Consider the following 16,186-nt stretch of genomic DNA (forward strand, 5'->3'; position numbering starts at 1 on the left):
CCCAGCCCGCAAAGGGATTGTGACCTAGTTCTGGTTGGTCATTGTAAGGGTCCGGTTGAGAGATCGCCCGCGGCGGGGGTGAATAGGCCCACCCCGAAACGGGACCCATGATCAAGCCGTGGGTGGAACGAACCACGGCATGCTGCCGGTGTGCATGACGCGCCGTAGCGGCGGTGACAGGGGCACACAGAGCAATCAAAAGGCTCAAGGCCAGAACAAAACGCATGGCATTTCTCCAATCGACCTGTCACAACTAGCGAAGTGAGATCCGGACTGCGTCGCCGCAACCTGTAACTCCTTCACGACTAGTCACATCGGCGGCATCACGCACGGCAGGCCGCTTTTGCAGCTCCGCACTTGGTAACAGAGGAATAATAAGCTCGTGACTGCGCTGGCCACGATCGGCCCTACAACTCAGGTTCGGAGACCGTCGCAGAACGGGCCAAAGCTTTGGCCGCGTCAGCGACCGACGCCCTCTCGGCTCGCCGCTCGTAGTCGTCGGCAAGGGCCTTGAGCTGAGCCACAACCACTTCGTCGGTCATGGTTTGGGCAGCGCGAAGCAGCGTCCGTGCTGTCTGCAAGTACTGCTTACCCCGCTGTGAGATCTGGAAATTCATATTGCCCTCGCGCGATTCTGCGGCAGTTCGTTCAAGGCGATTTGGAACCAGGTCAGCCAATTGCGATCACTTTCGCGGCGAGTTCTGAAGCGATCGACGCACGCCCTGGAACAAAGAGGGGTCCGCCACGAGTAGTACCGGACGAGACCAAACTTGCCGTCACAGACTGCGCATCGCGTGGCTTTGCCGTGTCCAAGACTTTCGGTGCGGTTGGGCATTGTCGTCTCCTCTTGGCTTTATCGTAGCTATTTGCCGATCTTCCCTCTCTAACTGTTACTCGCAGCGAGCCCGCGTTCTTCCAACGCATGAACCCTAAGACAATCGGGATGAACGGCTCAATCGAACCTAGGTAGAGATCAGCCATCTGAAGTGATCACGGAACCATACGAAGGTCTGGGAGCGCTCTCCCCCAGTCGTAGAGGTGAACTTCACCCGCCGCACCAGAAGACCGCCGAATTGCTCTGTTGATCTTGCTTGATCCGAAATGCGCTGAACCCGCCTTCTCGTTTGCAGCAATTTGGCGCGATTTGCCCGGCTTTACTTGCGACGGCAGCACCTGCGCGCCAAATCAAGCACGGTGAAACAATGGAATGATGCCGCCGATGTGACCAACCGTGAAATCACTACGGACTGGGGTAGTTCGGTTCACGCATCACATATGAAACGAGCCAGCGAACGCCCGTCGACGCATTCAACTTTGAAGCAACTCTGGACAAGCATTCTGTCTCGCGCTTCCGGTAATGGGCTTGGTGTCTGGGTGACGACAACTTTGGAGAACTGGATGAGCAAGCTTCTAACTTATGCGGCAGCCGCGGGCTGTCTTGTGTCTTTTGCGTCCGCGGCAGAGGCCCGCTCCGCGTACGATGGATCCTGGGACCTTGTCTTTGTGACGCAAAGAGGCGCTTGCGATGCGACCTACAACTTCTCCGTCAACATCAACGACGGAATTGTCACGCATCCGAATCTCGTCAGGTTCAGAGGCTACGTCGCGCGATCGGGAGCGGTTCGCGCTTCGGTGACGGTTCAGGACAAATATGCCTCGGGCTCCGGAAGGCTGTCGGGTGCTTCCGGCCGAGGGTCCTGGAGTGGCTATTCGGGAAGCGCGCGCTGCTCCGGCTATTGGACCGCGCAGCGAAACTAGCCTGCACCGTGGAAGCGCGGGTATCTTCGGCCCGACCTGTCGAACGGATTCGGGCCGATTTCGCTTCAGCTCATCCTGACATCATCGATTGGTCGTCTCAAGTTGACGTCCAGTAGCAGGGAGATCTCAGACGAACGAGATCCGTCAGTGTGTGATCGGAACTTCGCGTGGCTTGCTGTCGCTGGGTGATGACGCGCCGCCAGTCATCAAAGGGAGGCTGAACGAAAACGTTGCGCCCGGCCGGGAGTTGTTTGACGCCCATATCCGGCCGCCATGGGCGGTGATAATCGTATGGCAAATCGATAATCCCAGGCCCATGCCGTTGGGTTTCGTTGTGTAGAGAGCGTCGAATAGCCGACTTGCGGCCTCCGGGTTGATGCCGACGCCGGAATCTTGAACCGAGACGAGTACCTGGCCACCATTCTCCGGTTTTGACTGAATGCAGAGCATGCGCGGTCGATCACGGATGTCGGCCATAGCCTGTACAGCGTTGCCTATTAGATTGATGACAACTTGCTGGAGCTGCACGCAGTCTCCGAGAACGGCGGGCAACCCGGGCGCCAAGTCGAGATCAAGCGTTATTCGTCGATGAACGATCAAAGGGCGCATGAGAGACACAGCGTCATTGACAGCGACGTTTATCTCGAGCGGCACCAAATTCACATGCGATTTCCGGACGAGCGCTCGGATGCGCCCAACGATCTCAATGGCGCGCGCGGCATCGTCCTTTATTCTGCGAAGCGCAGTTCGCGCTTCGTCCAAATTAGTGGGGTCACGCGCTAACCAGGTCATGGCGGCATCGCTGTTGCCGCCAATCGCCGCGAGCGGCTGGGTCACCTCGTGGCTGATCGAGGCTGTGAGCTCGCCGACGACCGACAAGCGCATGGCACGGCCGAGCTGGGTCTGTGCCGCGTTGAGCCGGTCTTGAGCATTCTTTGCGGCCGTGACCTCCTTTACCGCACCAACGAATTGCATTTCTCCCGAATCGCCTGGAAAATCTCGGGCTACGACATGAAGGTGCTTGACCGAGCCATCGGGCATCTCCAGACGATGCTCAAGTTCAAAACCCTGTCTATCTGTTCTCGCCCGCTCGATCACCTGCTCAACGAGCGCAACGTCCTCCGGGTGCACACGTTTCATGATCATTTCGATCGAGGGTTTCGATCTCGGCTCGTATTCGAAAATCCGGTAGGTCTCATCAGACCAAAAGATTTCACCGCTTTTTGGATTCCAGCCAAAACTGCCGGTGGCACTCAACCTTTGCGCCTCGGCAAGGTACGCAGCTTGGCTCCGCTGTAGTGCCTCCTCGGCGCGTCGGAGCTCCGTAATATCGCGAATGATTCCTACGACGCAGCGCTGGCCAGCGTCATCGACGTACAGCGACTTCTTGGTGACCACCGTCCGGAGCACGCCATCGGCACCCGTAACGGCTTCTTCATTGGTGTCCTCACGGCCAGTCTTCAGTACGATGTCATCTCTTTCGACAAAGACTTTGACCTCCCCTTTGTCTGGGCGAGAGAGGTCGTAATCGGTCTTGCCGATGATGTCCTCTCGCTTGCAGCCCGCAAGACGACACTTCGCTTCATTCACGTAAAGGTAGCGATGATCGCGATCCTTTACGAAAATCGGGTCGCCGATCGAATCAAGAACCGCCTCCAGGAACCGCTGTCTGCATTCCAGTTCCGCGGCTGCCAGCGCGGCGCCCGAGTGTGCATCTTTCGCCGGTTCGATCGCCAGCAACGCGATTGCATCGAGCAGTCTGCGGCGGTCGCCCACCGACACCACGCCGAGATCCTTCAAGTCCTCCACCGTCAGAGCGGACAGGATCGTTCGGTCTATCCGATTCTCGCGGAAAGCTGCCGCGTATTGCTCAAGGCCTAGTCCACGCAGCCAACGGCCGATATCCATGGGATACCCCCGTACTCGCTTTCGCTATTATTCGCGCGGTTGTCGAAATTTGTCCAGATGAGCGGCCACGCGGATGGGCCCACTCAGGCACGCCTGCCTGTGATTTTTTTCCCAATCATGGCGGCGACCTCCCCCCGGCCTCGCCAGCCTCTCAGAAGACGCCTGACGCCAGACGGCGCCATCCATGAACCTTCCAAATTTCAAATTGAATTTCATGACGGCCTAATGTTCAGACGAGGGTGCTCCCATGCTGCGAGGGACGGTTGTAAGGCCGCCTGCCGAGGCTATCCAAACTCTGACGCCATGAGTTTGAGCTAGTTCCAGCCAAGCAGCGACAAACTCAACCCCATTAGCGTCAGGCAGCTGAAAATTACCGCCTTAAAAAAGAGAGCTACCATCCACCCTATGTGCCGTCCCTAGCATTGCACTGCCTCGCCTTGAACGACGCCGCCCGCGGAGCGCTGATCGCGCCATCGCCGCCAATAACGGAAGAGGCCACCTCAGCGGGCGGCCTCATCGCGCTCATGGGCCTTGGTACTCTCGGTCATCATGGCTCGCGTTAAATGCAACGCCCTCACACGGCTGTATTTGGTCCGCTTCGGCATCAGGCCGAAGCGGAGGCTTGACCGACCGACCTTCGCCAAGGGCAGCGTCGGCGATGGCTACTTGCGCGCGAAGGGAGCGCATCAAGGCCGGCATCATCTGGACCAAGGAGCAGCTGGTTCGAGGTCGACCGCGCCAAGACAGACAGGCAAGGCGGCTGCGGCAGCGCTCACGCCCTGGTCGCTGGCGATCCTGACAGCCTGCGTGCGCAAGCTTGGCGTCGACATCGCCCCGAACGAGCCGATCTTCCGGAACCGGTCCGGTGCCCCCTACTCCAAGGATACCCTTGGCGATGACTTTCGGGACGTGCGGGAGGCGATCGACAAGACCGACAAGCGCCAGCTCGCGGACATGCGCCGTAGCGGCGCCACCGAGGGGCGGACCAGACCAACAAGATGGCGAACAGCATCGCCACCAACAAGCGGCTCCGGAAGACCTCAACCCAGTGAACATCGCCAGCGTACGCCGCTTCGATCAAGCGCGGGTTGTCGGAGCGAAGCAATTAGAACAAAGACCGGACAAAAGTGACGCTTTTCCGCGGCGCAGCGAAAAATGGCAAGACAGCAAATGATTGAATTCGTTGCCAAAAATGGCGCGAGAGACGGGGCTCGAACCCGCGACCTCCGGCGTGACAGGCCGGCGCTCTAACCAACTGAGCTACTCCCGCGTGCTGGGCAAAGCCATGCGGAACGAGGGGGGACTTAAAGGCGCGATCTGGTGAAGTCAAGGACGTTAAGCTTGGCCCGTAAACATCGGGTGTTTCTGCGGGACTTCGCAGAAATGCGGCCCTGGATGGCTGGCCCGTCAGGCCCGAATCGTCCGGTGTCCGAAGGCGGCAAAAGCCGCCGTCCGCTCCGTTCAGGGAACTCGCCGAAGCCCGCCGAGGCTTATACTTCGTTAAGCCTGATCACGCCTCCTTGCGCGGCGACACGGCGCCACCGGAACGACGCTTTTTCTGGTATACCGCCCCTCATCTGACCCGGCGGCTACGAGAAGAAATGTCCCTCACCTTTACCCACACCGTGACCGAGCGCTTCCTGCGCTACGTCACTATCGACACCCAGTCCGATCCCGAATCCCCGACCTCGCCCTCGACCGAGAAGCAGAAGGATCTCGGCCGCGTGCTCGTCACCGAGCTCAAGGCCATGGGCGTCGAAGATGCCCATCTCGACGACTACGGCTATGTCTACGCGACGATCCCGGCCAACACGACCAAGAAGGTGCCGGTGATCTGCTTCTGCTCGCACATGGACACCTCGCCCGACTGCTCGGGCAAGGACGTCAAGCCACAGGTCGTGAAGAATTATCGCGGCGGCGACATCACGCTGTCAGCCGATCCCACCCAGGTGATCCGCTTCGCCGAGCATCCCGCGCTCAAGAACCAGGTCGGCAACGACATCGTCACCACCGATGGCACGACGCTGCTGGGCGCCGACAACAAGGCCGGCGTCGCCGAGATCATGGATGCCGCGCATTTCTTCATCAACAATCCCGATGTGAAGCACGGCACCATCAAGATCCTGTTCACGCCCGATGAAGAGATCGGCCGCGGCGTCGACAATGTCGATCTGAAGAAGCTCGGCTCCGATTTCGGCTACACCATGGACGGCGAGAGCGCCGGCAGCGTCGAGGACGAGACGTTCTCGGCTGATGGCGCCACCATCACCATCCAGGGCGTCTCTGCCCATCCCGGCTATGCCAAGGGCAAGATGGAGCACGCGATCAAGATCGCAGCCGCCATCGTCGAGCGCCTGCCCAAGGAAGGCTGCTCGCCCGAGACCACCTCGGGCAAGCAGGGCTTTCTGCATCCGATCGGCATGTCCGGCGCGCTGGAGCAGGCGACACTGTCCTTCATCGTGCGCGACTTCACCGAGGAAGGCCTGAAGGAGAAAGAGGCCCTGCTCGAGGCCATCGTCAAGGACGTGATGAAGGACTATCCGCGCTCGACCTACCGTTTCGAGGTCAGAGAGCAGTATCGCAACATGAAGCAGGTGATCGACCGTCACCCGCACATCCTGGAATACGCGATCGAAGCGATCCGCCGCGCCGGTCTCCGCCCGATGCGCACCGCGATCCGCGGCGGCACCGACGGCTCGCGCCTCTCCTTCATAGGCCTCCCGTGCCCCAACATCTTTGCCGGCGAGCACGCGTTTCACTCGCGGCTGGAATGGGTCAGCCGGCAGGACATGGAAAAGGCCGTCCAGACCATCGTGCATCTTGCGATGATCTGGGAAGAGCGGGCCTAGGCCGGGCTGCCTTAGATGCGGCAACGACGATTGCGGCGGGTGCTAGGACGTTCGGCCTTACGACCGGCCCTGGAGTTCATCGCGAATGCAGCTTGAATCGACGCTCACCTGTCCGGAATGCGGTCATCGCATGCGCGAGGCCATGCCGACCGATGCCTGCCAGTTCTTCTATGACTGCAAGGGCTGCGGCAGGAGACTGAAACCGAAGGTGGGCGATTGCTGTGTATTCTGCTCGTTCGGATCGGTCCCCTGTCCGCCCGTCCAGGCGGGTGACTGCTGTTCCTAGACCGCGCCAGGCGACCAAGGATCTCGCATGGGCTTCTACCAGGACAGGATCGTGCCTTGGCTGACGCATCTGGCGATGCGCCAGGCCCAACTCGTGCCGTATCGAACACGCGTTGCCTCCGGCGCGACCGGCCGCGTGCTGGAGATCGGAATTGGTCCCGGACTCAATCTCGCGTTCTACGGGCCTGATGTGACCGAAGTCATCGGCCTTGATCCGTCACCAAAGCTTCTGGAGATCGCGCGCGATGCCGGGCGAAAGACCATGGCACCGCTCGCGCTGATCGAAGGCTCCGCGGAGGCAATTCCGCTGGAGAATTCGAGCGTGGACACGGTGGTGACGACATGGACCATGTGCAGCATCCCGGACGTCAATCGCGCGCTCTCCGAGGCGCGACGGATCCTGAGGCCGGGCGGACAACTGCTGTTCGTCGAGCATGGCCGCGCGCCCGAGGCCAGCGTGCAATGGTGGCAGGATCGTCTGACCCCGCCCTGGAGGGTCATCGCGGGCGGCTGCCATCTCAATCGTGCCATCGCGGACCTGATCCGCGACAACGGCTTCGCCGTCCACGATCTCCATGAAGGCTATATGCCGGGACCGAAGCCGATGACGTTCATGTATGAAGGTCGGGCGCTCCCGCGTTCGTAAAGAACGCGGTTGCCCGACTAGGGCACCGGCATCGGACGCCGATTGCGACTGAACCGGTTCGAGCTCGCCATCCATTGCGGCAAGGGTTCACCGTCGCGGTGGCGTCCGCCGGCGACTGCGGCCGCCCAGGCGACCACGGCTCCGATCAGGGTCGCTGCCGCAACGCAGAATGCGACGATGATCGAACTGCGCCGCGCATGGTTGATTGCCGTCTGGGACTCCGCGATCACAGTATCGACGCGCCGCTCGGAATCCGCCGGCGACAGCCCCGTCAGCGCGCCCGTCTGTTGCACGAGATAGGTGCGATCATCGCTGCTGATGCCGCTGTGGCTCGACGACGTCATGAGGATCCGCCCGGCTTCGGCGCGGTCTTCCCGGATATCAGTGTTGGGCGGCCGACGCGGGGCGCGGAACAGCTTGTCGAGCTCATAGCTCAACAGCGGCTCGGCAGCGGTTGCATTGCTGGCCGAGCTGCGCATCGGCGAGCGCTCGAGCGCGGACGCGCCGAGGATCGCGAGCAATGCCGCACCGATCAGCACCGGAACAGCCCATGACATCAGTCCGTGCAGCCCGTCCCGCCGCTCGCCGTCATCCTCGATCGCCGTGAGCGCAGGCGCGGGTCGCGCAATCCGGCCGGCGATGTAGCCGCCAAAACCGAAGCTGATGATCGCCTGGAGGATCAGATACAGTCCCGACAGCAGCGCCAGCGCCGATGACGCATCGCGCCATGTCGGCGAGGTCGAGCTAACACCGAGGCCGATGGCGAGGCCAAAGCTGACCAGGATGAACGACAGCGCACCGGCAGCGAACGCGCCTGCCAGCACCGAACTCCACTGGATGGCCCAGCGCCCTTCCGCGGCGGGCACGCCACCTTCCATGACCTCTTCCTGCACGAGAGCCTCGACAGTCATCGCGGCGTTCTCAGCGCAGGCCGAAGAACGACAGGATCGCCATGATCACGACGATCAAACCGATCAGATAGATCAATCCGTCCATAAGCCCATCCTCCTCAAATGCTCCGCGGCGCTAATGAAGAGGCCCAAGGAATGTTCCTAACCGGGCTTTCGTAGCTCGGAACGAAACATCGAGATGCGGGTTACCTCTATAAGTCCAAGGGAAGCATAGATTGTGAGCACAAAGGCCCCAGCCGGTCCGCGCCGGATCTGGGGCCTTCCGTTTTTGCGCTGCATTGGCTGTCGTATGTTAACGACGCCAACCTCAGGAATCATCAAAGATGCGGTCGGGGCGGAACCCCCAGGAGCGGGAGAGCCGCGTGGATCGCAGAACGGCATGCCTGAACCAGGCGAACGCATTTCGAGAAAAGGCGATCGCCGATCCCGAGCACCACGACCAGTGGATCGACGAAGCCATCAAATGGCTCGAGCTAGCGATGGAAGCGGGCTACCACGTCGCGGTCGAAGCCGGCGATGGCTGCACCGTTCCGGAGCCGGTGGCAGCGGCAGACACGATCCTATCGCATCGGCCTGATGCGCAGGCCTGACTGCGTCCCCATGTGAGAACGAGTCGCCGCAGTCTTCGGCGGCGCCGAGTTTGTTCCGCTAACGTAATAATGTTGCGGGTCGACACTGTTCCTACGGCCATGCTACGCGGCGGATCGGGAAGTCGGATGATCCGATGCCCCCGAAGGGGCGACAGACGTGGCCAGCCACGACCATCACGACCATCACGATCATCATGACCACGACCATGGCGGCCACGATCATGGCCACGGTCATGGCCATGGTGCGCACGTCCACGCGCCCGCAAGTTTTGGCAGGGCATTTGCGATCGGGATCTCGCTGAACACCGCGCTCGTCGTCGCGCAAGGCATTTACGGCTACATCGCCAATTCAACCGCCCTGCTCGCCGACGCCAGCCACAATTTGAGCGACGTGCTCGGCCTCGTCATGGCCTGGGGTGCCTCGGTCGCGGCCAGGCGCGCGCCCACGGGCCGCTTCACCTACGGCTTTCGCGCCTCGACCATCCTTGCGGCCCTCGCGAACGCCGTCTTCCTCCTGGTCGCAACCGGGGCGATCGGCTGGGAGGCGATCCTGCGCCTGCGCGAGCCCGAGCCGATCGCCGGCGTCACGGTGATGATCGTCGCCGGCATCGGCATCCTCATCAACGGCGCAACCGCGATGCTGTTCGCGAGCGGCCGCAAGGACGACATCAACATCCAGGGCGCGTTCCTGCATATGGCGGGAGACGCGGCGGTCTCACTCGGCGTAGTCATCTCGGCGGCGCTGATCATGTGGACCGGCTGGCTCTGGCTCGATCCGCTGGCGAGCCTTTTGATCTGCGCCGTCATTCTCTGGAGCACGACGGGTCTGCTCCGCAGCTCCATCGACATGTCGATGGCTGCCGCTCCGCGAGGCACCGACCTCGACGCCATCAAAGGCTTTCTGATGCAGCGGCCCGGCGTCTCCGATATCCACGACCTGCACGTCTGGCCGATCTCGACCACGGAAACGGCGCTGACCTGTCACCTCGTCATGCTGGGCGGCCACCCCGGCGACGTCTTCCTGATGGAGACCGCGCAGCTCCTGAGAACCTCGCACCGGATCGGTCACACGACGATCCAGATCGAGACCGGCCAGGACAATGGCTGCGCGTTGGCGCCCGACAACGTGGTGTGACGGCGACTACGCCGCCTTCGCCGTCACGATCCAGATCGCTCCCGGCAGCGCCACCGACTGCCCCTCGACGAACGGCGCCAGCGCTTCGCGGATCGAGCCCTTGGCGGCCTCAACGGTCTCCGGCGGATGGCCTTGCAACGCGCGGCTGGCGGGGCCGATCTGAAGAGAGCCGTCAACGGCCGCGTCCAGCCCGCCACCGATCGCGATATCCATCGCAAGGTTATGCGGCTCCAGCGCCACGTCCGCGAAGCCGGCACCTTTCAGGATGCGCATCACGCGTTCTTCCGACGCAAAGGCGAACGGGCCCGGATCCTCCGGACCAACCGGCGGCATCTTGGGCACGTGTTTGTAGACCGCCATCAGCGGCGTCATCATCCAGGGATTTTCGCGCGGCTCACGCCAGCAGATGAAGGCGAGCCGCCCCGCAGGTGTCAGCGCGCGACGCAGGTTGGTGAACGACACGATCGGATCGGCGAAGAACATTACGCCGAAACGCGATGCCAGCAGATCGAAGCTTTGGGGCTCGAAGGGATAGACCGTCGCATCCGCCAGCACGAAATCCAGCGGCAGGTTCTTTGGCGAAAGAGCACGCGCCTGCGATAGCATGGGACCTGAGACGTCGAGGCCGAGCGCAAAGCCATTCGGCGCCACCGCCTTCCCAAACGCAACCGTCGTCGCGCCGGAGCCGCAGCCGATATCAAGCACGCGCTCGCCCGGCTTCGGCTTCGCCCGGTCAATCAGGATGTCCGCGATCGGCCCGAGCAGCGTCTCCTGCACCGCGTGGCGATCGGCCCAGCGCTGCCCGCCCGGACCGTTCCAATAGGCGATCTGGTCCGTATTCTGCTCATGTCCGCTCGGCTGTTCCATCACGCCCTCTGTGTCTCGCATCCGCAAGCCGCCTGAACCTCGCAATTGCGCGCAGTCACGTGCATGGGCAGCCCGTTTGCCAGCCGCAGCGTAATTTTCTGCGACGGCCAAACTTTGGCGCCCGGCGAAGGCTCCATGTCCAAGCGATGCACGAGAGACGCGAGCACGATGGTCGCCTCCGGGAGCGCGAAGGACGAGCCGATGCAGATGCGCGGGCCGTTGCCGAATGGCACGTAGGCAAAGCGCGGGATCGCACGAAGGGAAATGCAGGAAAAATAGGCGGAGTGAACGGCACAGCCTTGTGCGCCGCAAACCGGGTGCCTCCGCCGCAGAGTCCCGACTCGGTCAATTGGATCGAGCGGCGCGACCGATGTTCCAGCGCATGGCTTCCAGAGGGATATGGGTGAAAGCCTCCGCGAGCCGTCGCCTCCAAGGTTGCTTCGCCGTCGACAGCCTCCCCTCCAGATGCGCGGCCTTCTCGCGGGCTGCCACGGTTTCGACGTTGGCCTTGAGCAACTCAGCCAGCAGCTTGTTCGTGCGGTCGCACTCTCTCTCGAAGTCGGACCGATGACTGCCGGCAATCGCCTTCATCTCCAGGAGATCGGCCTGCAACGTGGCGATGTGCTCCTTGAGAGCGGTGACCACCTGGTGACCGGCCGGAGTTTGGGGCGCGCGCGTGATGGGCGAATGGCTGATCTCGGTGAGATCGACGTGGACCAGGGTCTTTCCATCGTTCGAGCGAGACCGGGGAAACCGGTGTCGCTTCACGAGCGATCTGGCTGCCTCTGGCGATATCTTGAGTCGCTCGCCTAGCTCGGCATAAGTCAGCATTTCGACGGGCATGATGGTTACTCCCGGCCAGCCGGGCGGTCACCACCCGAACACGACGCACCATACCAATCCCGAGTTAACGGGCGGTTTACTATGCCGGCCGGTGATGTCCGCTCGGCCGATGGAGCATCTCTTGGCACCTTGTCGGAACGCTCGGGTGCCGAAATGACAGCAGGCCCCATCGAGGCAGCCTCTTCGGTCAACCTCGGCGAGAAGGTTTACGAATGCGCGGACGGGTAGAGCGACAGACAATGGTAAGCGGTGAGAGGATCGAACCGCCGATCCGCGCCAGCCTGGATCATTCGGCTGCCAGCGAGGCTCCGCTTCGCTTCGCAAGGACGCGGCGAAAGTCCGCTGCCAGCTCGTCATAGTAGCGAGCAAGCTCCTCATAAAAAGCCTTTCCGGCCGCGTCTCTCGCTTCTTGAGCTGCTTTCATGCAATGAGCGGCTTTGGACTCGTACCTTTCCAGCTTGATGCGAAGATCATTCATCACGGCGGTACTCCACGCTGATCACGGGAACTGGAACGGTGGTTCGGGCGGAGATCGAAAAGATGACCGAACGGAGGCAATTTTGGACCCGTCGGGGGCCCTTTCTGGGCGTTGCATGCCCAGCGAAAGACCCGCCTTCGCCCGTTGGGCTTCGGCGCGACAGCCTTCGCTCGCTTCGCGTCAATGATGTTCGGAGGCTGGCCCGCCCAGCCGTAGCTCGCGAAGCGAGCGAAGGCTGGTGGGCGGTCACGGATTCGAACCGCGGACCCTCTCGGTGTAAACGAGATGCTCTAACCAGCTGAGCTAACCGCCCCTCGCCGCTTCTTTAGCCCCAGGCACCCGGGAGGGGCAAGGGTCGAACGTCAATCAGTGTTAGTCCATGGGCCGGCCGGGCAGCCCCGGCACGGCGTCGATCCACAGCGCCGCCGACTGGCACCAGATCTGCCGGCTGGGCCGCAAGGCCTCGCGCTGGCGGATGCTGCCCCAGCGGATGCCCCAATCGTCGGCCTCGGTGCCCTCGCCGCTGGTGAACAGCGGGGAACCGCAGTCGCCGCAGAAATGCTGGAAGCGCATCCGGCCATTGTCGCCGCGCTTGCCATAGACCTTGGGCTTCCCGCCGGTCAGGCGGACGGTTTGGCCAGAGCAGACCGCGGTCACCCGAAAGGGAGACCCGGTCAGCGCCTGGCAATCGGTGCAGTGGCACACCGAGACGGCCTCCGGATCGATCTCCGCCGCGTAGCTGACCCGGCCGCAATGGCATTGTCCGTCGATCTGCATGCCGCGCTCCCGAAACAAAAACGGCGCCCGAAGGCGCCGTTTTAACGATCAGTGAGCGGTCAGGCCGCCGGCGGCTTCGTCGCCGTCCGGCTTCACCGTCACCTTGGTGTCCTCTTCCCAGACGATCGGAACCGGCTTCTTCACCAGCGCGCGGGCGACGACGTCGTCGAGCCGGGAGACCGGGACGATGTCCATGCCGCCCTTGATCGCATCGGAAATCTCCGTGAGATCCTTGGCGTTGTCCTCGGGGATCAGCACCGTCTTGATGCCGCCGCGGGCAGCAGCCAGGAGCTTCTCCTTCAGACCGCCGATCGGCAGCACGCGACCGCGCAGCGTGATCTCGCCGGTCATCGCGACATCATGGCGGACCGGGATGCCGGTCATGACCGAGATGATTGCGGTGGCCATCGCCACGCCTGCGGACGGGCCGTCCTTCGGGGTAGCCCCCTCCGGCACGTGCACGTGGATGTCGCGCCTGTCGAACATCGGCGGCTCGACACCGTAGTTGATCGCGCGCGAGCGGACGTAGGACGCCGCCGCCGAGATCGACTCCTTCATGACGTCGCGCAGGTTGCCCGTGACCGTCATCTTGCCCTTGCCGGGCATCATGACGCCTTCGATCGTCAGCAGCTCGCCGCCGACATCGGTCCAGGCAAGGCCGGTGACGATGCCGACCTGCGGCTCGCTCTCGATCTCGCCGAAGCGGTACTTCGGCACACCAAGAAACTCTTCCAGAGTCTTCTCGGTGACCTTGACCGACTTCTTCTTGGAGATCATCAGCTCCTTCACCGCCTTGCGGGCGAGTGTCGAGAGCTCACGCTCCAGATTGCGCACGCCCGCTTCGCGGGTGTAGCGGCGGATCAGAAGCAGCAGTGCGTCGTCGTCGATCGAGAACTCCTTGGAGTCCAGGCCGTGCTTGGACACCGCGTTCGGGATCAGGTGCTTGCGCGCGATCTCGACCTTCTCGTTCTCGGTGTAGCCCGCGATCCGGATGATCTCCATGCGGTCCATCAGCGGCCCCGGAATATTGAGCGTATTCGCGGTCGTGATGAACATCACGTTGGAGAGATCGTAGTCCACCTCGAGATAGTGGTCGTTGAAGGTCGAGTTCTGCTCGGGGTCCAAAACCTCGAGCAGCGCCGAGGACGGATCGCCGCGGAAATCGGCGCCCATCTTGTCGATCTCGTCCAGGAGGAACAGCGGATTGGACGACTTCGCCTTGCGCATCGACTGGATGATCTTGCCGGGCATCGAGCCGATATAGGTGCGGCGATGACCGCGGATCTCGGCCTCGTCGCGCACGCCACCGAGCGAGACGCGCACGAATTCGCGCCCCGTCGCCTTGGCGATCGACTTGCCGAGCGAGGTCTTGCCGACGCCGGGAGGCCCGACGAGGCACAGGATCGGACCCGTGAGCTTGTTGGCGCGCGACTGCACCGCAAGATACTCGACGATGCGGTCCTTGACCTTCTCGAGCCCGTAATGATCGGCATCCAGAACCGCCTGCGCGGCTTCCAGGTCCTTCTTGACCTTGGACTTCTTGTTCCACGGGATCGACAAGAGCCAATCCAGATAGTTGCGCACGACGGTCGCTTCCGCGGACATCGGCGACATCTGGCGCAGCTTCTTCAGCTCGTGCTGCGCCTTCTCGCGCGCTTCCTTCGACAGCTTGGTCTTGGAGATCTTCTCTTCGAGATCAGCGAGCTCATCGCGACCATCGTCGTCGCCGAGCTCCTTCTGGATCGCCTTCATCTGCTCGTTGAGATAGTACTCGCGCTGGGTCTTCTCCATCTGGCGCTTGACGCGCGAGCGGATACGCTTCTCGACCTGCAGCACCGAGATCTCGCTCTCCATCAGCCCCAGCACCTTCTCCAGGCGCGAGGTGACGGACAACGTCTCCAGGATTCCTTGCCGATCCGCGATCTTGACCGCGAGATGCGAGGCAACGGTGTCGGCGAGCTTGGCGAAATCGGTGATCGCCTGCACGACGCCGACGACCTCGGCCGAGATCTTCTTGTTGAGCTTCACATAGCTCTCGAAGTCGGACACGACCGAGCGCGCCAGCGCTTCGGCCTCGACCGACTTCGCGTCAGTGTCGGCGAGCGCGACCGCAGTCGCCTCGTAATAGTCGGCGCGATCGGTGTACTTCTCCACGCGCGCGCGCTCGAGCCCTTCGACCAGCACCTTCACGGTGCCGTCGGGGAGCTTCAGGAGCTGCAACACACTCGCGAGCGTACCGGTCTCGTAAATCGCATCCGGCGCCGGATCATCGTCGGACGCGTTCTTCTGCGTCGCGAGCATGATCAGCGCGTCGTTCTTCATCACCTCTTCGAGCGCGCGGATCGATTTCTCGCGACCAACGAAGAGCGGCACGATCATGTGCGGGAAGACGACGATGTCGCGCAACGGGAGCACGGGATAAGCGTGCGCCTCGCCGTGAATGATGGTTGGCCGGGGTTTTGGACTGGTCATGGCCTTTTCCTTTTGCTTTGCCCCCTTGCACGCAATCCGCCGTAGCTAGCGCAACCGCCACAAGGTGCCGAGGTGATCCGCAAAACCAGTAGGCCCTTAAGCTTGGACCGGCCTTGCCGGATCGAAGTGAGGCGAATCTTGAAGAGAATTCCTGCTCGCCGTTGACATTAGGTGGCTATCGACCCGGGGGGTGTCAAGCCATTGAAAAACGCGCGCCATTCAGCGCTTACGCACGCGGGACGAGCGACGCAATACCGGCTGCGGATACACGTTCCGCAGCCGTCAATTCCAGAAGTTCGAAGGCTCAGACCAGCGTCGTTCAGGCGCTGGCATTCTCAACCGCGCGATCGGAGCGATCGGCGTAGATGTAGAGCGGACGCGCCGTGCCTTCCACGACCTCGCGGGAGATCACGACCTCTTCCACACCTTCCAGGCCCGGCAGATCGAACATGGTCTCGAGCAGGATCGCCTCGAGGATCGAGCGCAGTCCGCGCGCGCCGGTCTTGCGCTCGATCGCCTTGCGGGCAACCGCGCCAAGCGCCTCGTCGGCGAAGGTCAGCTCGATGTTCTCCATCTCGAACAGGCGCTGATACTGCTTGACCAGCGCGTTCTTCGGGTCGGTCAGAATCTTCTTCAGCGAGGTCTCGTCGAGGTCCTCGAGCGTCGC

Annotated in this window: 16 protein-coding genes and 2 tRNA genes; 6 read left to right on the forward strand and 12 right to left on the reverse strand. The window is 62.3% G+C overall.

Annotated elements, in window-relative coordinates; genetic code table 11:
* Window positions 1-407 precede the first annotated feature (407 nt).
* Window positions 408-617, reverse strand: coding sequence for a hypothetical protein (locus SO156_RS29370; RefSeq protein ID WP_498537199.1), 210 nt, complete (start codon window positions 615-617; stop codon window positions 408-410).
* A gap of 781 nt (window positions 618-1,398) precedes the next feature.
* Between SO156_RS29370 and SO156_RS29375 the strand changes: the two genes are divergently transcribed.
* Window positions 1,399-1,758, forward strand: coding sequence for a hypothetical protein (locus tag SO156_RS29375; RefSeq protein WP_458150139.1), 360 nt, complete (start codon window positions 1,399-1,401; stop codon window positions 1,756-1,758).
* Window positions 1,759-1,902: 144 nt separating this feature from the next.
* On the opposite strand, the gene SO156_RS29380 is transcribed toward SO156_RS29375, so the two are convergent.
* On the reverse strand, window positions 1,903-3,666 hold the full coding sequence (locus SO156_RS29380; RefSeq protein ID WP_498537200.1) for a PAS domain S-box protein: 1,764 nt from the start codon (window positions 3,664-3,666) through the stop codon (window positions 1,903-1,905).
* Window positions 3,667-4,859: 1,193 nt separating this feature from the next.
* Window positions 4,860-4,936 (reverse strand) — tRNA-Asp (locus SO156_RS29385).
* Between the two features lie 331 nt (window positions 4,937-5,267).
* On the opposite strand from SO156_RS29385, the gene pepT reads away from it, so the two are divergent.
* The 3 genes from pepT (at window position 5,268) to SO156_RS29400 (ending at window position 7,446) form a co-directional block, all read left to right on the forward strand.
* Window positions 5,268-6,515, forward strand: coding sequence for a peptidase T (gene pepT / locus SO156_RS29390; RefSeq protein ID WP_498537201.1), 1,248 nt, complete (start codon window positions 5,268-5,270; stop codon window positions 6,513-6,515).
* 85 nt (window positions 6,516-6,600) lie between these two features.
* On the forward strand, window positions 6,601-6,801 hold the full coding sequence (locus SO156_RS29395; RefSeq protein ID WP_084801827.1) for a GDCCVxC domain-containing (seleno)protein: 201 nt from the start codon (window positions 6,601-6,603) through the stop codon (window positions 6,799-6,801).
* A gap of 27 nt (window positions 6,802-6,828) precedes the next feature.
* Window positions 6,829-7,446 (forward strand): class I SAM-dependent methyltransferase, encoded by a 618-nt coding sequence (locus tag SO156_RS29400; protein WP_458146196.1) that lies wholly within the window; start codon window positions 6,829-6,831, stop codon window positions 7,444-7,446.
* Window positions 7,447-7,463: 17 nt separating this feature from the next.
* On the opposite strand, the gene SO156_RS29405 is transcribed toward SO156_RS29400, so the two are convergent.
* The gene (locus SO156_RS29405) at window positions 7,464-8,357 is read right to left on the reverse strand and encodes a hypothetical protein (RefSeq protein ID WP_498537202.1); all 894 of its coding nucleotides are present in this window, start codon (window positions 8,355-8,357) and stop codon (window positions 7,464-7,466) included.
* A 362-nt stretch (window positions 8,358-8,719) separates the two neighbouring features.
* On the opposite strand from SO156_RS29405, the gene SO156_RS29410 reads away from it, so the two are divergent.
* Entirely contained in the window at window positions 8,720-8,947 is a 228-nt protein-coding gene (locus SO156_RS29410) for a hypothetical protein (RefSeq protein ID WP_498537203.1), read from the forward strand.
* A gap of 157 nt (window positions 8,948-9,104) precedes the next feature.
* Window positions 9,105-10,082, forward strand: a complete 978-nt coding sequence (locus tag SO156_RS29415) for a cation diffusion facilitator family transporter (RefSeq protein ID WP_498537204.1) — start codon at window positions 9,105-9,107, stop codon at window positions 10,080-10,082.
* Between the two features lie 6 nt (window positions 10,083-10,088).
* Here SO156_RS29415 and SO156_RS29420 read toward each other — a convergent pair whose 3' ends face one another.
* The 8 genes from SO156_RS29420 to SO156_RS29455 form a co-directional block, all read right to left on the reverse strand.
* Window positions 10,089-10,949 carry a class I SAM-dependent methyltransferase gene (locus tag SO156_RS29420; protein ID WP_498537209.1) on the reverse strand — a complete coding sequence of 287 codons (861 nt, stop codon included), beginning with the start codon at window positions 10,947-10,949 and terminating at the stop codon, window positions 10,089-10,091.
* Window positions 10,949-11,350 (reverse strand): cytochrome P450, encoded by a 402-nt coding sequence (locus tag SO156_RS29425; protein ID WP_498537210.1) that lies wholly within the window; start codon window positions 11,348-11,350, stop codon window positions 10,949-10,951. The genes SO156_RS29420 and SO156_RS29425 overlap by 1 nt, the downstream gene beginning before the upstream one ends.
* Window positions 11,295-11,792 (reverse strand): hypothetical protein, encoded by a 498-nt coding sequence (locus tag SO156_RS29430; protein WP_458146191.1) that lies wholly within the window; start codon window positions 11,790-11,792, stop codon window positions 11,295-11,297. Before SO156_RS29430 ends, SO156_RS29425 begins: the two co-directional genes overlap by 56 nt.
* A 286-nt stretch (window positions 11,793-12,078) precedes the next feature.
* Complete coding sequence (locus SO156_RS29435; protein ID WP_458146190.1) at window positions 12,079-12,270, reverse strand: hypothetical protein; 192 nt, start codon at window positions 12,268-12,270, stop codon at window positions 12,079-12,081.
* Between the two features lie 236 nt (window positions 12,271-12,506).
* A tRNA-Val gene (locus SO156_RS29440) sits at window positions 12,507-12,583 on the reverse strand.
* Window positions 12,584-12,642: 59 nt separating this feature from the next.
* Window positions 12,643-13,047 (reverse strand): GFA family protein, encoded by a 405-nt coding sequence (locus SO156_RS29445; RefSeq protein ID WP_458146189.1) that lies wholly within the window; start codon window positions 13,045-13,047, stop codon window positions 12,643-12,645.
* 48 nt (window positions 13,048-13,095) lie between these two features.
* Window positions 13,096-15,519, reverse strand: coding sequence for an endopeptidase La (gene lon, locus SO156_RS29450; protein ID WP_284263343.1), 2,424 nt, complete (start codon window positions 15,517-15,519; stop codon window positions 13,096-13,098).
* Window positions 15,520-15,838: 319 nt separating this feature from the next.
* Window positions 15,839-16,186 (reverse strand): ClpB D2-like domain containing protein (locus SO156_RS29455; protein WP_498537205.1); only part of this gene is annotated, 348 nt, incomplete at its 5' end.

The organism is Bradyrhizobium sp. UFLA05-125, assembly GCF_059803515.1.

What these genes read in the sequence shown, in the direction of transcription:
- SO156_RS29370 (WP_498537199.1), bottom strand. Translation starts at nt 617, where the DNA reads ATGAATTTCCAGATCTCACAGCGGGGTAAGCAGTACTTGCAGACAGCA.
- SO156_RS29375 (WP_458150139.1), top strand. Translation starts at nt 1,399, where the DNA reads ATGAGCAAGCTTCTAACTTATGCGGCAGCCGCGGGCTGTCTTGTGTCT.
- SO156_RS29380 (WP_498537200.1), bottom strand. Translation starts at nt 3,666, where the DNA reads ATGGATATCGGCCGTTGGCTGCGTGGACTAGGCCTTGAGCAATACGCG.
- pepT (WP_498537201.1), top strand. Translation starts at nt 5,268, where the DNA reads ATGTCCCTCACCTTTACCCACACCGTGACCGAGCGCTTCCTGCGCTAC.
- SO156_RS29395 (WP_084801827.1), top strand. Translation starts at nt 6,601, where the DNA reads ATGCAGCTTGAATCGACGCTCACCTGTCCGGAATGCGGTCATCGCATG.
- SO156_RS29400 (WP_458146196.1), top strand. Translation starts at nt 6,829, where the DNA reads ATGGGCTTCTACCAGGACAGGATCGTGCCTTGGCTGACGCATCTGGCG.
- SO156_RS29405 (WP_498537202.1), bottom strand. Translation starts at nt 8,357, where the DNA reads ATGACTGTCGAGGCTCTCGTGCAGGAAGAGGTCATGGAAGGTGGCGTG.
- SO156_RS29420 (WP_498537209.1), bottom strand. Translation starts at nt 10,949, where the DNA reads ATGGAACAGCCGAGCGGACATGAGCAGAATACGGACCAGATCGCCTAT.
- SO156_RS29430 (WP_458146191.1), bottom strand. Translation starts at nt 11,792, where the DNA reads ATGCCCGTCGAAATGCTGACTTATGCCGAGCTAGGCGAGCGACTCAAG.
- SO156_RS29435 (WP_458146190.1), bottom strand. Translation starts at nt 12,270, where the DNA reads ATGAATGATCTTCGCATCAAGCTGGAAAGGTACGAGTCCAAAGCCGCT.
- SO156_RS29445 (WP_458146189.1), bottom strand. Translation starts at nt 13,047, where the DNA reads ATGCAGATCGACGGACAATGCCATTGCGGCCGGGTCAGCTACGCGGCG.
- lon (WP_284263343.1), bottom strand. Translation starts at nt 15,519, where the DNA reads ATGACCAGTCCAAAACCCCGGCCAACCATCATTCACGGCGAGGCGCAC.